Below are 16,743 nucleotides of genomic sequence, written 5' to 3'. Positions count from 1 at the left end.
CCGGACACCGCCTCCTCCGCCAGCTCATCCTGCTCAGCTAACACCCCTGTCGCAGCGATCAACGCCTACGAAAATCTTGGAAGAGCCAAGAAAAAGACACTCCCAGGCGTGGGCCTTCGGCAGACACAGCACCGACGCGAGCGGTGCCGTCTGGCAGGCCACCTACGGCAGCAAGCCCGTCATAGGCAAATGGACACACCTGGTAGGCGTCTTCGACGCCACCAACCAGGAAATCCGGCTCTACGTCGACGGCAAGCTCACCGCCGCCAAGGACTGGACCTACACTCCCTGGAACGCGACCGGCTCCCTCCAGATCGGCCGCAAACTCTCCTCCGGCGCCTACGGCGAGTACGCCAACGCAGGCATCAGCGACATCCACATTTACAACACCGCCCTGCCTCCCGCCGACGCAGCCGCTACCGGTGACTACCCCGCCATCAGCCAACTCGACTGACCACTGAGGGACGTTCAGGCGCTCGACCGAGTCACTGCGGTCGAGCGCCTGCCAGGTCCGACGGGACGATCACGCAGCAGACCTACGTACCGAACCGTCAGAGCACACCACTACAGTTCTCGATCACCTGACCGATCCAAGAGCGCCGAGGGACCGCAGTCCGGGCCTCGCGCTCCCGCTTGCAGAGACGACCAGTCCTCTGGGGGACCATCATGAGACGCAGCGCCTTCCTGGCGGCGGCCACGGCAACCGCACTGACCGCCAGCCTGTTCACGGGCCTCTCCCCGGCCTGGGCGGACGGCACCACCGGCGGCCCCGTCCTGGTCGACGCCAACGGCTGGAACGAGCCAGGTCTGGTCTTCGTGACCGCGCACTCCGACAGCCCGATCACCCACATCACGGCCCACTTCTATCCGCTGGACGCACCGGACGGCACCCAAGAGGCCGGATCGACCGAGGACTTCACCCAGTACTCCGGACAGGACGCCACATCCGGTACCTGGCGGGCGCCGGTCCACCTGGCGGACCTCCGTGACTACCGGGTGACCGTCGATCTGCAGGACGCCTCCGGCGCCACCGTCACCGGCGCCCTCTCCCCTGACCCCCTGCGGTACCGGACCATCCTCACGATCTCCGGTCTCACGGCCACCCCGAGTGTGCCGGACTACCTCCACCAGCAGGTCTCCGTCAGCGGCATCGTCGTCGCCCGGGATCCCCGCACCCCCGACACCCCGACTCCCGCCGTCGGCACCCCCGTCGACGTCGTCGCCGACACCGGACTCGGCCGGACGATCACGACCGCGACCGTCGGCCCCGACGGCCGCTTCACCGCCGCCTACGTCCCCACCGAGCAGTCCTTCCGGCTGTCCGCCGCACCCCAGGCCTCCAGCAGCTACCCGGGAGCGATCGACCTGTCGACATACCCCACCCAGTGGCTGCACACCACCCAGGCACCGGTCCGCTTCACGGCAAGCACCCACGCCCTGAACTTGGCACAGGGCGCCACCGGAACCGTCACCGGCCACGCCGAGATTCAGACCACCGCCGGCTGGCAACCGCTGCCGAACACCGCGATCACCCTTGAGGGCTCCTCGGTGGTGGCCGGGCAGACGACCACCGACAGCCGGGGCGACTACACCCTGCGTGTCTCCTCGGAGAGCCCCGCCCCGAACGCCGAACTCTTCGCCGGCGCCGACTACATGCCCTTCCAGCAGGTCGCCACCCAACCCTTCAGCCTGCACGTCGCCTACACCACCCACACCGACATGAGCGCCGACCTCAACGACGACGGATCCCTGAAGGTCTCCGGCTACGTCTACTACGAAGACACGCGCGCCAAATGGCCCGCCAAGCCCACCGTCACCCTGCAGTACTCCGAGGACGGCAAGACCGGCTGGAAGAACGCCACCACCGTTCCCCTCCCGATCCGCCACAACAAACCCCTGACCCTGGAGACGTTCGCCCGCACCCTCACCGCGCCGGACACCGACGCCTACTGGCGGGCCCACTTCGACGGCAACCCCGACCTGGGCACCAGCACCACCAAGCCCGTCCACCTCTACCGCTACGCCACCCGTATCACCGGCTTCCACGCCTCCCCCGACCCGGTCCGCAAGGGACAGCCGATCAGCTTCGGCGGCACCCTCCAGTACAAGAAGGGCAACACCTGGAAACCGCTCACCGACGACGCCTGGCCCACCCTCTACTTCAAACCGCGCGGCTCCAGCACCTACCACTACGTCTGCGAGCTGGACACCGACAAGAAGGGCCACCTCATCGGCATGGCGACCGCCAAGCAGGACGGCACCTGGGCCCTCGCGCTCAGCCGAGAGACCGGAAACCACTACCTCAGAAGCGCCCGGGTCACCGACTACGTCGACGTCCGCTAGCCGTTGCCCGTGGCGACGGCACCTGGACCCACCTCGTCGCCACCTTCCGGGCACCAGTCCCGGGAGGCTCCACCAGCGGCAACATGGCCCTCTACCAGCACGGCACCCTCAACCGGACCGCCACCAACCTCAGCCCCCCCCGTACGGCTCCTCCATGCCCCTGACCACCGGCGGCTGCATCAACAGCGCCTCCGCCACCACCCCCTACCTGGCCTTCCCCAGCTCCGTCGCCGACGTCCACGTCTACCCACGCACACTCTCGGCGACCGAAGCCAGCGCACTGCACTCACCCACCGCCCACATCCGCGGCAACCGCCAGCCACACCCAGCCGGCGAACGGACCGACACCGTCGAACGCTCCACCGAAGACCAGCTTGCGGGCCCATCCAGGAGATCACGCCCGCCAGCGCAACCTCCGAGCACAGGCGCGTTGCAGACATCGAAGCGGCAAACCACAGGCGCATCCACCGGGAAGCCGCCACAGAAGAGGCCCGCATCAAGTACGTCTGGGCTCAGCGCGCGCGATATCCACCACCGCGCCAGCCATACCGCCGAGCCAGACCAAAACACAACCAGCCGACGGGGGTTTCATCACGCTGCCAGCTGTCACGGGCGAGTCACAAACCCCGTGGACACCCTCTCGGCACAGGATCTCGAAGCTGGACATATATGCCCGCACAGGACTGGATGGACGCCCCTGGACGCCTTCTACGACATGTGCCATGTGGTACCCAGTGAGGGACCCAAGATCAGGACAGGAGCGTCTTCTGGCCCGTCAAAGCGGTATTGCAGGGTGTTCACTGGCGTTTCACTCACCCGCCTGACCCTCTCATCTGTCACGACAGCCCCTATGAGCGGGGTCCTGGCTGTAGCTGTCCTAGGGCCTGTCTGACAAACGATCTCGGATGGGTTCGCGGAGCCAGAGGATGAGTGCGGCAAGGCGGAGTCCGGCCTTGTAGCGGGTGGCGAGTTTGTCGAAGCGGGTGGCGATCGCGCGGAACTGCTTCAGGCGGCCGAAGCAGCGCTCGACCACGTTGCGGGCCTTGTAGAGCTCGCGGTCGAAGGCCGGCGGTCTGCCGCCGGCCTGGCCGCGCCGCACACGGTTGGCCTTCTGATCCGCCCGCTCCGGGATCACCGTACGGATGCCCCGCGTGCGCAGGGACTGGCGGATCGCCCGGGACGAGTAGGCCTTGTCCGCGATGACCGCGTCGGGCCTGCGGCGAGGCCGTCCGGCGCCGGTCCGGGGCACTCTCAAGGCGTTCAGGACATCATCGAAGACGGTCGAGTCGTTGACGTTGCCGGGTGTGACGACGACGGCCAGGGGCAGGCCACGGCCGTCACAGGCGAGATGGACCTTGGTGGTCAGCCCGCCGCGGGACCGGCCGAGCGCCTGGCCAGCCGCCGCGCGTGCCGGATCTTCCAGTTCGTCCCCTGCCGCCGCCGCCCCTTTTTGCGGGCGCTGGCGGCGTGCTGATGGGCTCGGCTGATCGTGGAGTCGACCGACACCGTCCACTCCACGGCTCCGACGGAGTCGTCCCGGACCTGGACCTGCTCCAGCAGGCGGGCCCAGGTGCCATCCGCCTCCCAGCGGGCGAACCGCTCATAGACCGTCTGCCACGGCCCATACCGTTTCGGCAGGTCACGCCACGGCGCACCGGTCCGCAACCGCCACAACACCCCGTCGATCACCTGCCGGTGATCACGCCACGGACGACCCCGCCCATCCACCCGCGGCAACAGGGGCTCTATTCGCTCCCATGCCGCGTCCGTCAACTCACCTCTACCTGCCACAAGATCAATGATCAGAGCGCTCGCTCTCGGACTCCCATCCGGGGTCCGTCACGAACCGGCTCAGCCGGTAGGTGGTCGGCAGTGCCAGGCGCCCGCACAGCGTGTCGATCCGGATCATCGATCCGTCGACTCCTGCCTCCCGAAGGCGGCACAACTGCGTGCGCATCTCCGCTTGGTCCCGAGTCTCAACAATCACTTCCCACTGCCCCGCGTCCGGCGCGGTGCGAGCGGCAAGCCGCCGAGCCTCGGCCTCCTGCCGCCGCCTTCTTTTCCCTTGTCCTGGCACCAGTCCAGACTCACTGGCCGACGTCAGAACGGCAAGGCAATTGGAACGAGCACGCACATCCCGGCTCGGTGATCATTTGTCAGACAGACCCTAGCAGGTGGAAGACCTCCCCGGCCGCATAGCGTTTGAGGCAACGGACGATTTCGCGCCGGGTCTTTCCCTCTTTGATCCGGCGCTCGTAGTAGTCCTGAGTGCGCGGGTCGACCCGCAGGCGGGTGAACACGATGCGGTGGAGCGCGGCGTTGGCCTGCCGGTCGCCGCCGCGGTTGAGGCGACGGTACTGCCGGCGTCCCGAGGAGCGCTCGACAGGGCTGACCCCGCACAGCGCGGCGAAGGCCGCCTCGCTGTCCAGCCGTTCCGGGTTGTCCCCCACCGTGATCAGCAACGTGACCGCCGTGTCCGGACCGATCCCCACCACGTCGAGCAGCTGCGGGGCATGCCGTTCCACAAGACGGGTCAGACGAGCCTCGACGTCCCGGATCTCCTCGGAGAGCCGGCCGATCCGGTGAGCCAGCAGGGCCAGCGTGATCCGGGTGGCCTGCGCCACCGACTCCGCGCCGACGTCCTCGCGACCACGCGCATCGGCGAACAGTGCGCAGGTACGGAAGAGTTCGGCATTGCCCAGTTGGGCCAGTTCCTCCCGCAAGACGGGGTCCGCAGTGACGAGTACGGCCTTCAGCTGGTTGATGGCCTGGGTCCGGGCCTTGACTGCCGACACCTTCGTGAGTTTGTACATTCTCGCAACCTGCACCGGCCCGTCGCCCGTTTTAGCCCTGGCACGGGCCCGCCCGCTCAACACGGATCGCGCAGCATTCTGGGCATCGAGCGGATCCGACTTGCCGCGCCGACGACGATCCGCCCGGTCCATCCAGTTCACGTCAAACACGTCTATGCCCTGGGCCAGCAGATAGCGGGACAGAGACGCCCCGTAGGAGCCGGTCCCCTCCACTCCGGCCCGCCTCACGGTTCCCGACTTCCTGGCCCACTTCAGCAGAGCTCGGTATCCCGCCGCGGTGGCCGGGAACTCGTCGGTAGCAAGGACTGCCCCCGTCGCGGAGAGCACCGAGGCTACGTGGGCATCCCGGTGCGTATCCACTCCAAGAACCACCTCCCCCGCCGGGCGACGACGGCGGGTCTTGGGAGCCGGCGACGTACTGGGCACGGTCGAACTGGACATGCCCGTTCCTCTCCTTCCCGTCCGACGGCACGTCGCGTTGCCGGTACCGGGCCGCGTCAGACGGTCAGAATCGTGAGGACGCCACAACAATCGGCAGGCCCCTATCGGGACACACCCCGCCGGCCCGGCACCGACAACGCACCATCCCCGGCCAACGGCCGACACCGTGTGATCGAGACACTTCGGTCAGAGAAATCATGAGTCAGACCCCGGACCCGGGACAGCACCCGCCCATCCTCCCGCCCCTCATCTCTCTACCACTCAGGAACCGCAGGACATACTCAATCCCCCTCACGCAACACCCCGAACCTGATCCCGGCCGAGCACAACAGCACACAAAGACGCACGGCGCGATCAAGGATCGCCAGCCGCAAAAGCGGCGACCCGGGCACCGACCTCGGCGGCCACCTCACGGATGACCTCGCGCTGGTCGTCCAGGTCCAGAATTACGCACGCGCCAGAGCGCAGCGTTATGCGCTTGGTGAGGTTGTCGATCGAGGCGACGTGGATCATGGCCTCGGAGCCGGAGGGCAGGGTCTCGTAGTCTCGGGCGTGGCGCCGGCGCTGCATGATCCAACCAATCCTTCGTTCGACAACCCGGTGCCTTTTCACGACATGGAAGCCGCGAACTCCGGGGTTCCTGTTGACGACTTCGACATCGATTCCCAGGCTGGCGCCGTGCTCGATGACGGCGTTCTTGAAGCCGGTGTCGACCCAACTTCTGGAGGATTTCCGGTAGGTCTTCTTGGCCTGGTCGAGGAGCCGGATTCCGACGGCGTTCTCGGACAGGCTCGCGGCAGTGACGGTCACGGCGAGGATGAGTCCGATCGTGTCGGTGAGGATGCCCCGTTTCCTGCCGACGATCTTCTTGGCGGCGTCGGTTCCCTGGCTGGTCAGGGGCACACTCCAGGTGCGCAGCACGTAGCCGGTTGGGAGGGTTCCGGGCGTGACCGGCGCCAGCTCGACGGACATCAGGAATGCCGGCTCGTCGGACGCCCACCCCGGTCCGAGCCATGCGCAGACCTGCGCCTCCGGCGCCTCGCACGGCTCAGGCAGGAAAACCCGACCTATCCGAACCCCTCAGGCTGGTCCTTGGCCCACCACAGGAACGCGGCGGAGTGCTGCTGGTTGACGAAGCCCTCGCCGACCAGCGTGTGCAGGAGGTCGTTGCTCCAGAGGATGAGCCGACCGAGGGTCCGGTTCACCGACTCGGGTGTCGGCAGGTCGAGTCCGTAGACCGCCCGGGCTATCTCGCGCTTCCCGCCCGCCTCCGTCGTGTACTTGAGGATCGACAGGAACCGCTCGGGCTGCACCACGCACAGAACCCTCGTGAGAAGCGCCTCCTTGAAACCGGTCATGGCGAACGGCTTCACGCCGGCCAGCAGATGCTGGAGCCGGTCCTCCAGGGGGATGTCGTCCGGCCCGTACAAGAGGTACTCGATCGTCTTGCGGGTCGTCTCCCCTGCCGCCGCGTCGCCCATGAGGTTCCAGGCGGAGTTGAAGGTGGCCTGGTTGCCGGGGTGGGCTCCGACGTCGGAGTTGGCGAAGTCCTTGAGCACTCTGGGGTCGCACGTGTGCAACCCCTCGGGGGAGAAGATCTCCCGGTACTTCGACCAATAGGCGGCGACCTGGGGATCGAAGTGGGGCTTGGTGGCCAGGTACCGCGCCTTGAGCCGGGCCGCCCGCGCCAGACACCTGGGGTCGACATCGTCGGGTCCCGGAAAGCGGGCCTTCAGGTCGCCGAAGGAGCGGGGCTGCTCCTTCTTCGTAGGAGCGGGCTCGCCGTGCTCCCATTCGTAGCCGCACCGGTGCTTCACGACCCGGCGTCCGTCGTCCAGGATGCGGACCAGTTCGATGTCCTCGTCGTCACTGCACAACGGGCACATGGCCAGTCCCATGGCACCCCCACTCCGTCGTGTCCGTACCGCCCGGCGAGCCTGCGTGTCTCCTGGCCCGAGAACCACAAGGCGGCAGCCGGCTCAGGCAAGTGGAAAGCGGTACCGGGGGGCGGCTGCCGGCCCGCGAATCAATCTTGGCATACTGCAAAGATGACCGGCACAACACCGCGTGGCCGTTTCTCCCTCTCAGTGTCCCTGTCCGTGGCACTCGCCGTCCTGGCAGCAGGATGTGCGAGCAGCCCGTCCTCTCCACATGCCGCCGCCTCCGCTCCTGTGTCCACCAGCGGCCCGGGCCATGTCCATGTGGACGTCGCCGACGTGGACATGACGATCACGAACGCCGTGGCGCAGCTCGATCGCTCGGGTGACGGCTCGCTCGGCATGACGGTGCGCAACGACGACGGCGTCCCCGAGCACCTCGGCATGGTCGTGACCCCGGGCGGTGGGCGCGGTGTGCTGGTCGGGGGGGGAAGTCGGCCGAGGGTAACGGTTCGCTGTCCGCCGCCGGGATCCTGCGACTGAGCGGCACCACCGTCACCTTCGGAGGCGGCAGCGGACCGCGTGTCCTGCTGCACCGGGTGCACGGCGTCACCGCCGCGCACACACTGCCGGTGGCCCTGCAGTTCGGCGTGGCCGGACTGGTCAGGTTCCAGGCGCGGGTCGCCTCATCCTGAGGCTCGCGTTCGGTGTCCAGGTATGGGTCCGCGTTCCATCGTGTATCCCGTGGTGGCGCCGGTGAAGGCCGCTTCGAGCGCCTGGGCGCGGTCGGCGTAGCCGGTGATTCGGGTGATCAGGCCGCCGGTGACATCGAAGACGTGGTACCCCACGCTCTCCGGGTCGGCCGGTGGCACCGTGCCGCGGATCCGCAGTCCGAGGACGACGGCCGCCGGGTAGGTGAAGGTCTCCTCGGCTCTCGCCCGCAGTCCGAGCGCGTGCAGGCGGGAACATCGGCTCAGGACGTGGGAGCGGGCGTGGCAGCCCGTTTCGCCTCCTTCTGGCGGGTTCCAGTGGACGTTCGGGTGCAGGATGTCGGCGAGCAGTCGGCAGTCGGCGGCTTCCAGCGCCTCGCGCAGACGAGCGGTGACAACGCTCGGGCCGGGCCTGGGACTTGATGGCATCTAACTCTCCGCGTTACGGGTCTGCTCGCCGGAACTCTTCGCCGCCTGCGCACGTTTGCTGCGACCCGGGCGCTGCGCGCTCCCGTCCGGCGTCCCCGCCCAAGCCGGTACCGAGGCGAGTTGACGCAGGTACGGTCGCTGCCGGCCGGCGAGTGCGGTGCCGGCGATGCGGCTCGCTCCTGGCAGGCCGACGGACCGCAGGCCCAGCCGGCGCAGCCGTAGTTGCCGGGGGGATGCGGGGACGAACCAGCGGGCGGTTCTGCGAGCGGAACGCTGCCTGCGTGTGATGACCGGCCGCCAGAGCCGTTCGTATCCGGCGAGCGCTTCCTCGATGCTGCGGGATCCGGCGAGCTGGTCGGCCAGGACGTAGGCGCCGGCGATCGCCAGCGAGGCACCCTGCGCGGCGAGCAGGGACACGGCGTGGCAGGCGTCGCCGATCAGGACGACCCGCCCGCGGCTCCAGGACGGCAGGTCGGTCTGGGCGACCTGGTCGTAGTAGATCCGCGAGGGCGGCGGGCAGTTGGCGAGGGCTCGGGGCACGAGCCAGCCGAGCGAGCCGTACTCGCGGCGCAGAGCTGCCCGGGTGTCGTCGGGCAGGCGGGGTTCGGTGGCGTGGTGCACGGCGAACGCGGCGACCTTTCCGTCCCGCAGAGCGTACAGGCCCATCTGCCTGCCGACGGTGTCGGTGAGGCAGAACCGGTCGCCGAGTTCCACGTGCGCCTCGGGGTCGTCGAAGGTGAACGCGGCCGTGTGGTAGCCCAGGTACCGTACGTATCGCCGCTCCTCGCCGAAGGCCAGGGCCCGCACGGTGGAGTGCATGCCGTCGGCCCCGACGAGGAGGTCGGCGTCGACGCTGCTGCCGTCGGTGAGGGTGACGCGAACACCGTGGGTGCTCGCGTCGATGTGTGCCGGGCCGACACCGAACCGCAGGCCGACGGCGAAGGACAGCCGTTCGCGCAGGGCGAGTTCGAGGTCGGACCGCATGATGCTCAGCAGGCGCCCGTTCAGGGACCGGGCGAACTGGTCGTACCCGAGCCGGGCACGGCACCGGCCCCGGTCGTCGACGAACGCCGCCCCGGAGATCGGATAGCCCAGTTCCTCCAGCCAGGGCAGTACACCCATGGCCTCGGCAGCGTCGTAGCCCGGGCCGAAGAAGTCGATCATGTAGCCCTCGGTGCGGGGTCCCGGCGCCTTCTCGACGACCACGACCTCCCAGCCGAGCACGTTGTGCAGGCGGCCGGCCAACGACAGCCCCGCGATACCGGCGCCGCAGATCACTGCCTTCATCGGTGTGCACCGCCTCTTTCGCACCTGGAGCGCTCGCGCACCCTCCCCATACTTTTGCATTATGCAAAGCTCGACGCAAGGAGACCTCGGGCGGCCGGCCGGTTTCCGGGCCAGGCCACCTTTTCCCCGGCCGAGCCGACGGCGCCCTCTTCGCGCGGCGGTGCGCCGCCCTGGGCATCTTGACGCTTCCCTAACGCCTCACTGACGGCTCTTTGACGTATCTTCGAGAGCGGTGTGCCGGGAAGACGGGTCGGCGAAGTGTCCCCCCTGTTTCGCCCTCCGTTTCGGACATCGAGGAAGGTCTTCCCGTGACCCCGCCTAAGTCGGCCGTCGCAGCCGCCCCGTCACCCGTCTTGCGCGGACGCGGTCCACGCCGTTCCGTTCTCTTCTTCGCGTTCGCCTTCGCGGTGATCGCCGACCCGGTCTCCTCGGTCGCCTACGCGATCGAGGCCGCGCTGCGCGCCCTGCACGGCGACCTCGCGCTGCTGCTGCCGACGATGAGCCTGGTCATCGGCCTCGTCGTGCTCGTCACCGCGAACTACTGGCAGCTCGTACGGCGCTTCCCCAAGGGCGGCGGTGCGGCGGCCGCGGCCGGGCGGGCCTTCGGCGCGCGCTGGACGTTCCTGCCCATCGGCGCCCTGGTCGTCGACTTCGTGCTGACCATCGGCATCTCGATCGCGGCCGCGACGAGCGCGGTGATCGCCCTCTTCCCCGGTCTCGCCCCGTTCCGGATCCCGCTCGCGCTGCTGCTGCTCCTGGTGGTGGCGGGGCTGACGTGGTTCGGGCACGGCGGGCGGCTGCTGTTCGCCGTCATGACCGTCGCCTTCGTCGTCATCTCGGTGGCCGTTCTGGTCCTGGGCTTCACCTCCCCGCACGGCACCGGGCACGCCACCGCCACGACCGACCCGGGACACTCCGCCGTGCTCGCGGTGGTGCTGGCCTTCCCGGTCGCGATGGCGCTGGCCACCGGTATCGAGGCGCCGTCCACCGCGATCGCCCAGCTCGGCCAGCTCGACGACACCCACCGCCGGCGCTTCGGCCGCGGCACACTCGCACTGCTGCTGGTCATCGTCGGCGGCCTCACCCTGGCCCTTACCGCCCTCGCCGTACGCCTGCACATCGGCATCCCCGGCACCGACTCCACCCAGATCGCCGACATCGCGCACGCCGCCACCGGACCGGGCTGGCTGTACGGCGCCTTCCAGCTGACCAGCTCGCTCCTGCTGCTCGCCGCGGCCAGCTCCTCCTTCCAGGCCGGGCCCGGGCTGCTGAAAGCCCTGGCCGGTACGGCCGAGCGGCCCGGCGTGCTGCCGCCGGTCCTGGGCCGGGCCAACCGACACCACACCCCGTACTGGTCGGTCGTGGTTTACCTGGCCGCCGCCGCACTGATCATCGTCGCGGCGGCCGGCCAGGAGCAGGAACTCGTCCTGTTCTACGCGGTCGCCGTCTTCGTCAGCTTCCTGGTAGGGCTCCTCGCCATGGCACGCTTCGCCACCCGGGCGAACAAGACGGCCCTGGCCTGGGTCAACGGCCTGGCCGCCGCGGCCGTCGCCTTCACCCTCGCGGTGAACCTGCTGCGCGGCTGGCCCATGCTCTCCCTGGCCGCCACCCTGCTCATCGCGGCCGGCCTCTACGCCCGGTGGACACGGGCCGGCCGCCCGACCGGCATCGAGGACATCGAAGCGCGCGCCGAGGCGGACTGACACCCAGGCCGGCGTTCCGGGCCGCCTCGGTAAGCACTACTGCCGGGTGCCCCTGCGCCACCTGAGGGGCGACGGGCACGTCCGGGCGATCAGGGCCTTCTCGACCGTGCGCCGCAGGTCGTCGCCGGCCTTTTTCTCGAAGTCGACGTCGAAGTAGTCCACCGGCATGCCCCAGGTGGGCGGCAGCTGCCAGGCGAGCACGGGAAGCAGAACGCACCGGTCGACCCGCCCTGGCGTGCCGTCCAGCGCAGCGCCGCCCGGCTCGACTCCGACCCGTCCACGCCCACCACGATCAGGGGCGGTGAGCTCTGGCCGCTCACGGTTCACCTCCGCGGTTCGCCCATTTACCCAAGGCCACGCTCGCGCGAGCGTGGTCGCGCCAAGGGGTCCTTCGACCCGGCCGGGCGGACAACCGGACCAGGTTTCCGACGGAGGCGGGTAGCCCCGTGTGACGCACCCCCTTGACTCGTTTTGCATAATGCAAAGGTGAGGGAGGTCGACGCGATGCCCGCAATACCGGCAGCAAGGGACAGGAACCAGGTGACCAGCACGACGGCAAGGGGTTTCACACTCACACCAGGACAGGCGGAACTACGCACCGCCCCGTGGGGCCTGATGGCCTTGGCCGTCGCGGTCGGTGCCGGAGCCGGGGCCGGTTCGGTCGTCTTCCGCTGGTGCATCAAGACCTTCACGCACCTCTTCTCCGGCCACGCCGACTACTCGGCTTCCCCCGGCGCGAGCAACTCGCACCTGCCCTGGCTCGGCCCGTACTTCGTGCTGCTCGCCCCGGTCGTCGGTGGGCTGCTGTACGGGCCACTGGTGAACCGGTTCGCCAAGGAGGCGCGCGGGCACGGCGTACCCGAGGTGATGCTGGCTGTCGCCCAGCGCGGCGGGCGGATCAGCCCCAAGGTCGCTGTCGTCAAGACGCTGGCATCCGCCCTGTGCATCGGCTCGGGTGGTTCGGTCGGCCGTGAGGGCCCGATCGTGCAGGTCGGTTCGGCGCTCGGCTCGACCCTCGGCCGGGTCACGAAGGTGACCGAGGGCCGGATGAAGCTGCTGGTCGCCTGCGGCGCGGCGGGCGGCATCGCCGCCACCTTCAACGCCCCGCTGGCGGGTGTCTTCTTCGCCATGGAGCTGATCCTGGGCACCTTCAGCGCGGAAGCCTTCGGTGCCACCGTGCTGGCGAGCGTCACTGCGAGCGTCATCGGTCGCGCCGCATTCGGCGACGTCGCTTTCTTGCGGCTCCCCGGCTTCCACGTCGACCACCTCGTCCAGTACGGCCTGTTCGCGGCCCTGGGCATAGTCGCGGCCGGGGTGGGGGTGGGCTTCTCCCGCTTCCTGTACCTGATCGAGGATGCCTGCGACTGGAGCTGGCGCGGCCCCGAGTGGCTCCGCCCGACGGTCGGCGGACTGGCACTCGGTGTCGTGCTGCTGGTACTGCCGGAGATGTACGGCGTCGGATACCCGGTGCTGCAGAAGGCGACCGAGGGCGGCTACGCGGTCGGCTTCCTGCTCCTGCTGCTGGTGGGCAAGATGCTGGCGACCAGCCTGACGATCGGCATCGGCGGCTCGGGCGGGGTGTTCGCGCCCAGCCTTTTCATCGGGGCGATGCTCGGTTCGGCGTACGGCATCGGCGTCCACCACCTGCTGCCCGCCTCCGCCGGCGCGGCCGGCGCGTACGCCCTGGTCGGCATGGGCGCCGTCTTCGCCGGCGCGGCACGGGCGCCGATCACCGCCGTGGTGATCCTCTTCGAACTCACCGGCGAATACTCGATCATCCTCCCGCTGATGCTCGCCATCGTGCTGGCCACCGCCACCAGCCGTCTACTGACCCGCGACACCATCTACACCCTCAAACTGCGCCGCCGCGGCATCGACCTCGAAGGCCCCGCCCAGGGTGCGCCGCTCGGCACCCAACCCGTCGGCGCCGTGATGGAACCCCTGCCGTCCCCGCTGCCCGCATCGACCACGCTCGCCGACTCCGCCGACCTGCTCAGCCTCTCCGGCCACGGCGCGCTCCCGGTCGTCGACGACACCGGGCGCTATGTCGGCGTGGTCACCGCGCAGGCTGTGGCTGAGGCCCTGACAGAAGAACCGGAAGGCGCACCGACCCTGGTCGGGCAGCTCGCCGAGCCGCCCGCGCCCGTCACCGCCGACCAGCCCGTCACCCAGGCCCTGCACGCCCTGCTGTCCGCCGCCGGTACCGGGGTACCCGTCCTCGACACCGACTACGGCAAACCGGTCGGCTGGCTCAGCCACCAGAGTGCCCTGCGCGCGGTGCACACGACGCGCTGAGTGCACGTCCGCAGGCGGCCGACACAGAACGCCTCTTAATTTGCACTGTGCAAAAATGGATACGAGGGCCCCGAAGGACGAAACGCATCGCTCCAGGGAGGTGGCCATGCACACCGAGGACACCCGGCGCGCCTACTCGTTCGTCTGCCTCGACTGCGGACACGGCTGGGAGGCGGAATACGACATCCACGTGACCGTGGACGACGAGACGCGGATCATCGCCACGTATCGCCTTGACGGGAAGGCCGTCCCGTCACCGCTGCAGTCACCCCGCTGCCCCGCCTGCGAGAGCCGCAAGATCCGCATCATGCGGCCGGGGCGGGTCGCGACGGCACACCTGTACGAGACGTGATCATGACGCAGCCGCACCAGCAACCGCCCGACTGGCTGGAGGTGCTGGGCTGGGTCAGCCTGACGCCGGCCGCGGCGAGCGCCCTGGTGATCGCGGCTGACATGACGCTGCGCGGTTACCGGCAGCGCATGTGGATCATGCATCTCGTATACCCGATCACCGCCCTGCACTGGGGCCCGGCCACCCTGTGGTTCTACCTCCGCCCCGGCCGGCGCACCTCCCGCCCGGTGATCGAGCGGGAGGGCGAGCCCGATCCGGAGAAGCAGCCCCGCTGGATCGGCTCGGCCACGGCCGTCAGCCACTGCGGCGCCGGGTGCGTCCTGGGCGACATCGGAGGCGAATGGCTGGTGCGGGCGACCGGCATGAGCCTCGCCGGAAAGCCGATCTACGCCGACTTCCTGCTGGACTTCACCCTCGCCTGACTGCTGGGCATCGGCTTCCAGTACTTCAGCATCGCCCCGGTGCACGACATCACCCCGGCACAGGGCCTGTGGGCGGCGGTCAAGGCCGACACGCTCTCGATCGTGTCGTTCCAGATCGGCCTGTTCGCCGGGATGTGGCTCTACCAGGAGATCCTCTTCGAACCAGGGCTGGCGAAGACCACGGCGGCGTACTGGCTGCTGATGCTCGCCATGATCGTCGGCTTCTTCACGGCCTGGCCGGTCAACGGCTGGCTGATCCGGGCAGGCTGGAAGGGGCGGATGTGACCGCGCCCACTCACCCGGTCACCCACCGGAAGCCAATTTAGCATCATGCAATCTTTACCTACAGCAAAGGTTCTCTTGCATCGCGGCCCCCGTACCTCCAGGCGACGACCACTCCGTCCACTCCGGGAGGCCACGTGCCCTTCTCGCGCAACACGCTCGGAACCGCCGTCGTCGGCGGCGCCCTGAGCCTGACCCTCGCCGCCCTCGTCTATCCGAGCATGCTGGGCATTCAGACCACCGCCTCGAACTCGTCCCGGATCATCGCCAACACCCAGTGGGGACCGCTCACCGAGGCCGACCGCAACTTCGTCGTCTTCGTGCGCTCCGCCGGTCTCTGGGAGGGCCCCTCAGGAGACCTGGCCATGAAGAAGGGGACGACCGCGGCGGTGCGCGAGGCCGGGCGGCACCTGGTCATCGGGCACGCCGCGCTCGACGCCAACTGCCGGAAGATCGCTCCCATGCTGAACATCACCATCCCCAACCAGCCCACGCCACAGCAGGCGGGCTTTCTTGCGACGTTCCAGTCGGACGCGGGCAGGCAGTTCGACACGGACTTCGCCAACGTCCTGCGCGTCACGCACGGCTCGATCTTCAACACCATCGCCAAGATCCGCTCCACGACCGAGAACACCCTCGTGCGCGCGTTGGCCGACCAGGCCAACGACGTGGTCCTGGACCACATCACGCAGATGGAGAAGACCGGACTGGTCAACTTCGACCAGGTCAACTTCCAGATAACGACCCCGCCGAAGCTTCCGTCCGCCCAGGTGACGCCGCCCGTGCCGCAGGCGGGCGCACCCCAGGTCGTCCTCACGGTGCCCCCCGGGCTGTCGACCGAGGGAGTGCCTACTGGCCCGGCCGTCACCTCGGAGGGCTCCTCCGCGACGTCCCCGACGCCGTCGCCGACCGCGGGATGACGCGGCCCCACCGAGCGCCGTATGGCAGCGTGCAAGTTTTACCTTGCGCAATGATCGGTCGGCGCGACTCCCGCGTACCTCTTGGCGAACGCTTTGCTCGCGCCAGGAGGAATCATGCCCGTTGCCCGCACCACGATCGGAACCCTCGCCGTCGGCGGGGCGCTCACCGCCACATTGGCCGCCCTGGTCTACCCGAGCATGCTCGGCGTGCAGACCACGTCCTCCGATCCGTCCCGGACCATCGCCAACACCCAGTGGGACCGCTGACCGAGGGCGACCGCGACTTCGTCGTCAAGGTCCGCTCCGCCGGTCTCTGGGAGTACCCCCTGGGCGAGCTGGCGCTGGAGAAAGGCTCGACGCCGGAGATGAAGGAAGCGGGCAAGCACCTGATCGTCGGTCACGCGGGGCTGGACGACCTGTGCCGCAAGATCGCGCCCATGCTGAACATCACCCTGCCCAACCAGGCCACCCCGCAACAACAGCAGTTCGTGGCGACCTCGGCGGCTCAGTCGGGGCGGCAGTTCGACTCCACGGCCGCCAACATCATGCGTGTGACCCACGGCCAAATCTTCCCGACCATCGCCAAGATCCGCGCCAGCACCACCAACACCCTGGTGCGTCAGCTCGCCGACCTCGCCAACGACACCGTCCTGGACCACATCACGGTCCTGGAGAACACCGGCGTGGTCAACTTCGACCAGGTCAACTTCCAGCAGACCACCCCGCCGAAGCTGTCCAAGGACCAGGTCACCCCGCCCGCCCCGCAGCCCGGCGCCCCGATCGTCGTCCTCACCCCGCGACCCGACCTCGGCATCAACACCGCCTCACCCGCCCCCACCCCCACGGCCGGGTGATCAACGGCAGACCGC

At 69.0% G+C, this 16,743-nt stretch carries 13 protein-coding genes and 3 pseudogenes; 9 read left to right on the top strand and 7 right to left on the bottom strand.

Going from position 1 to position 16,743, the window contains the following annotated elements:
• The first annotated feature begins 76 nt into the window (after positions 1 to 76).
• Entirely contained in the window at positions 77 to 454 is a 378-nt protein-coding gene (locus tag ACWGJB_RS39440; RefSeq protein ID WP_453384846.1) for a LamG-like jellyroll fold domain-containing protein, read from the top strand.
• 212 nt (positions 455 to 666) lie between these two features.
• On the top strand, positions 667 to 2,343 hold the full coding sequence (locus ACWGJB_RS39435) for a hypothetical protein (RefSeq protein ID WP_453294562.1): 1,677 nt from the start codon (positions 667 to 669) through the stop codon (positions 2,341 to 2,343).
• 877 nt (positions 2,344 to 3,220) lie between these two features.
• On the opposite strand, the gene ACWGJB_RS39430 is transcribed toward ACWGJB_RS39435, so the two are convergent.
• From ACWGJB_RS39430 to ACWGJB_RS39415, 4 genes and pseudogenes are all read right to left on the bottom strand, one after another.
• Positions 3,221 to 4,134, bottom strand: a protein-coding gene (locus ACWGJB_RS39430; protein ID WP_453384845.1) for an IS5 family transposase whose coding sequence is annotated in 2 segments (ribosomal slippage) — positions 3,221 to 3,784 and positions 3,787 to 4,134 — 912 coding nt in all. Because the reading frame shifts where the segments join, the coding sequence is not laid out codon by codon here.
• Positions 4,135 to 4,499: 365 nt separating this feature from the next.
• Entirely contained in the window at positions 4,500 to 5,582 is a 1,083-nt protein-coding gene (locus ACWGJB_RS39425) for an IS110 family transposase (RefSeq protein ID WP_453384854.1), read from the bottom strand.
• Between the two features lie 483 nt (positions 5,583 to 6,065).
• Positions 6,066 to 6,503: pseudogene (locus ACWGJB_RS39420) on the bottom strand (transposase); the annotation flags it as partial.
• Between the two features lie 161 nt (positions 6,504 to 6,664).
• Complete coding sequence (locus ACWGJB_RS39415) at positions 6,665 to 7,495, bottom strand: hypothetical protein (RefSeq protein WP_453384844.1); 831 nt, start codon at positions 7,493 to 7,495, stop codon at positions 6,665 to 6,667.
• A gap of 303 nt (positions 7,496 to 7,798) precedes the next feature.
• Here ACWGJB_RS39415 and ACWGJB_RS39410 point away from each other — a divergent pair, with 303 nt between their 5' ends.
• On the top strand, positions 7,799 to 8,017 hold the full coding sequence (locus ACWGJB_RS39410; protein WP_453384843.1) for a hypothetical protein: 219 nt from the start codon (positions 7,799 to 7,801) through the stop codon (positions 8,015 to 8,017).
• 143 nt (positions 8,018 to 8,160) lie between these two features.
• On the opposite strand, the gene ACWGJB_RS39405 is transcribed toward ACWGJB_RS39410, so the two are convergent.
• Positions 8,161 to 8,613, bottom strand: a complete 453-nt coding sequence (locus ACWGJB_RS39405) for a nuclear transport factor 2 family protein (RefSeq protein ID WP_453384842.1) — start codon at positions 8,611 to 8,613, stop codon at positions 8,161 to 8,163.
• On the bottom strand, positions 8,614 to 9,900 hold the full coding sequence (locus ACWGJB_RS39400) for an FAD-dependent monooxygenase (protein WP_453384841.1): 1,287 nt from the start codon (positions 9,898 to 9,900) through the stop codon (positions 8,614 to 8,616). It abuts the gene before it with no gap.
• A 308-nt stretch (positions 9,901 to 10,208) separates the two neighbouring features.
• On the opposite strand from ACWGJB_RS39400, the gene ACWGJB_RS39395 reads away from it, so the two are divergent.
• The gene (locus ACWGJB_RS39395; RefSeq protein ID WP_453384840.1) at positions 10,209 to 11,603 is read left to right on the top strand and encodes an amino acid permease; all 1,395 of its coding nucleotides are present in this window, start codon (positions 10,209 to 10,211) and stop codon (positions 11,601 to 11,603) included.
• 36 nt (positions 11,604 to 11,639) lie between these two features.
• Here ACWGJB_RS39395 and ACWGJB_RS39390 read toward each other — a convergent pair whose 3' ends face one another.
• On the bottom strand, positions 11,640 to 11,804 hold the full coding sequence (locus ACWGJB_RS39390) for a hypothetical protein (RefSeq protein ID WP_453384839.1): 165 nt from the start codon (positions 11,802 to 11,804) through the stop codon (positions 11,640 to 11,642).
• A gap of 414 nt (positions 11,805 to 12,218) precedes the next feature.
• Between ACWGJB_RS39390 and ACWGJB_RS39385 the strand changes: the two genes are divergently transcribed.
• From ACWGJB_RS39385 to ACWGJB_RS39365, 5 genes and pseudogenes are all read left to right on the top strand, one after another.
• Positions 12,219 to 13,898, top strand: coding sequence for a chloride channel protein (locus ACWGJB_RS39385; protein ID WP_453384838.1), 1,680 nt, complete (start codon positions 12,219 to 12,221; stop codon positions 13,896 to 13,898).
• 106 nt (positions 13,899 to 14,004) lie between these two features.
• Complete coding sequence (locus ACWGJB_RS39380) at positions 14,005 to 14,250, top strand: hypothetical protein (protein WP_453384837.1); 246 nt, start codon at positions 14,005 to 14,007, stop codon at positions 14,248 to 14,250.
• A 2-nt stretch (positions 14,251 to 14,252) separates the two neighbouring features.
• Positions 14,253 to 14,957, top strand: a pseudogene (locus ACWGJB_RS39375) (DUF4396 domain-containing protein).
• Between the two features lie 134 nt (positions 14,958 to 15,091).
• Complete coding sequence (locus ACWGJB_RS39370; protein ID WP_453384836.1) at positions 15,092 to 15,874, top strand: DUF4142 domain-containing protein; 783 nt, start codon at positions 15,092 to 15,094, stop codon at positions 15,872 to 15,874.
• A gap of 114 nt (positions 15,875 to 15,988) precedes the next feature.
• A pseudogene (locus ACWGJB_RS39365) lies at positions 15,989 to 16,728 on the top strand (DUF4142 domain-containing protein).
• Positions 16,729 to 16,743 lie beyond the last annotated feature (15 nt).

The organism is Streptomyces sp. NPDC054813, assembly GCF_053611365.1.
The sequence above is the reverse complement of the archived record's forward strand: the minus strand, read 5'-3'. Positions and strand labels throughout refer to the sequence as shown.

What these genes read in the sequence shown, in the direction of transcription:
- ACWGJB_RS39385 (WP_453384838.1), top strand. Translation starts at nt 12,219, where the DNA reads ATGGCCTTGGCCGTCGCGGTCGGTGCCGGAGCCGGGGCCGGTTCGGTC.
- ACWGJB_RS39380 (WP_453384837.1), top strand. Translation starts at nt 14,005, where the DNA reads ATGCACACCGAGGACACCCGGCGCGCCTACTCGTTCGTCTGCCTCGAC.
- ACWGJB_RS39435 (WP_453294562.1), top strand. Translation starts at nt 667, where the DNA reads ATGAGACGCAGCGCCTTCCTGGCGGCGGCCACGGCAACCGCACTGACC.
- ACWGJB_RS39415 (WP_453384844.1), bottom strand. Translation starts at nt 7,495, where the DNA reads ATGGGACTGGCCATGTGCCCGTTGTGCAGTGACGACGAGGACATCGAA.
- ACWGJB_RS39405 (WP_453384842.1), bottom strand. Translation starts at nt 8,613, where the DNA reads ATGCCATCAAGTCCCAGGCCCGGCCCGAGCGTTGTCACCGCTCGTCTG.
- ACWGJB_RS39400 (WP_453384841.1), bottom strand. Translation starts at nt 9,900, where the DNA reads ATGAAGGCAGTGATCTGCGGCGCCGGTATCGCGGGGCTGTCGTTGGCC.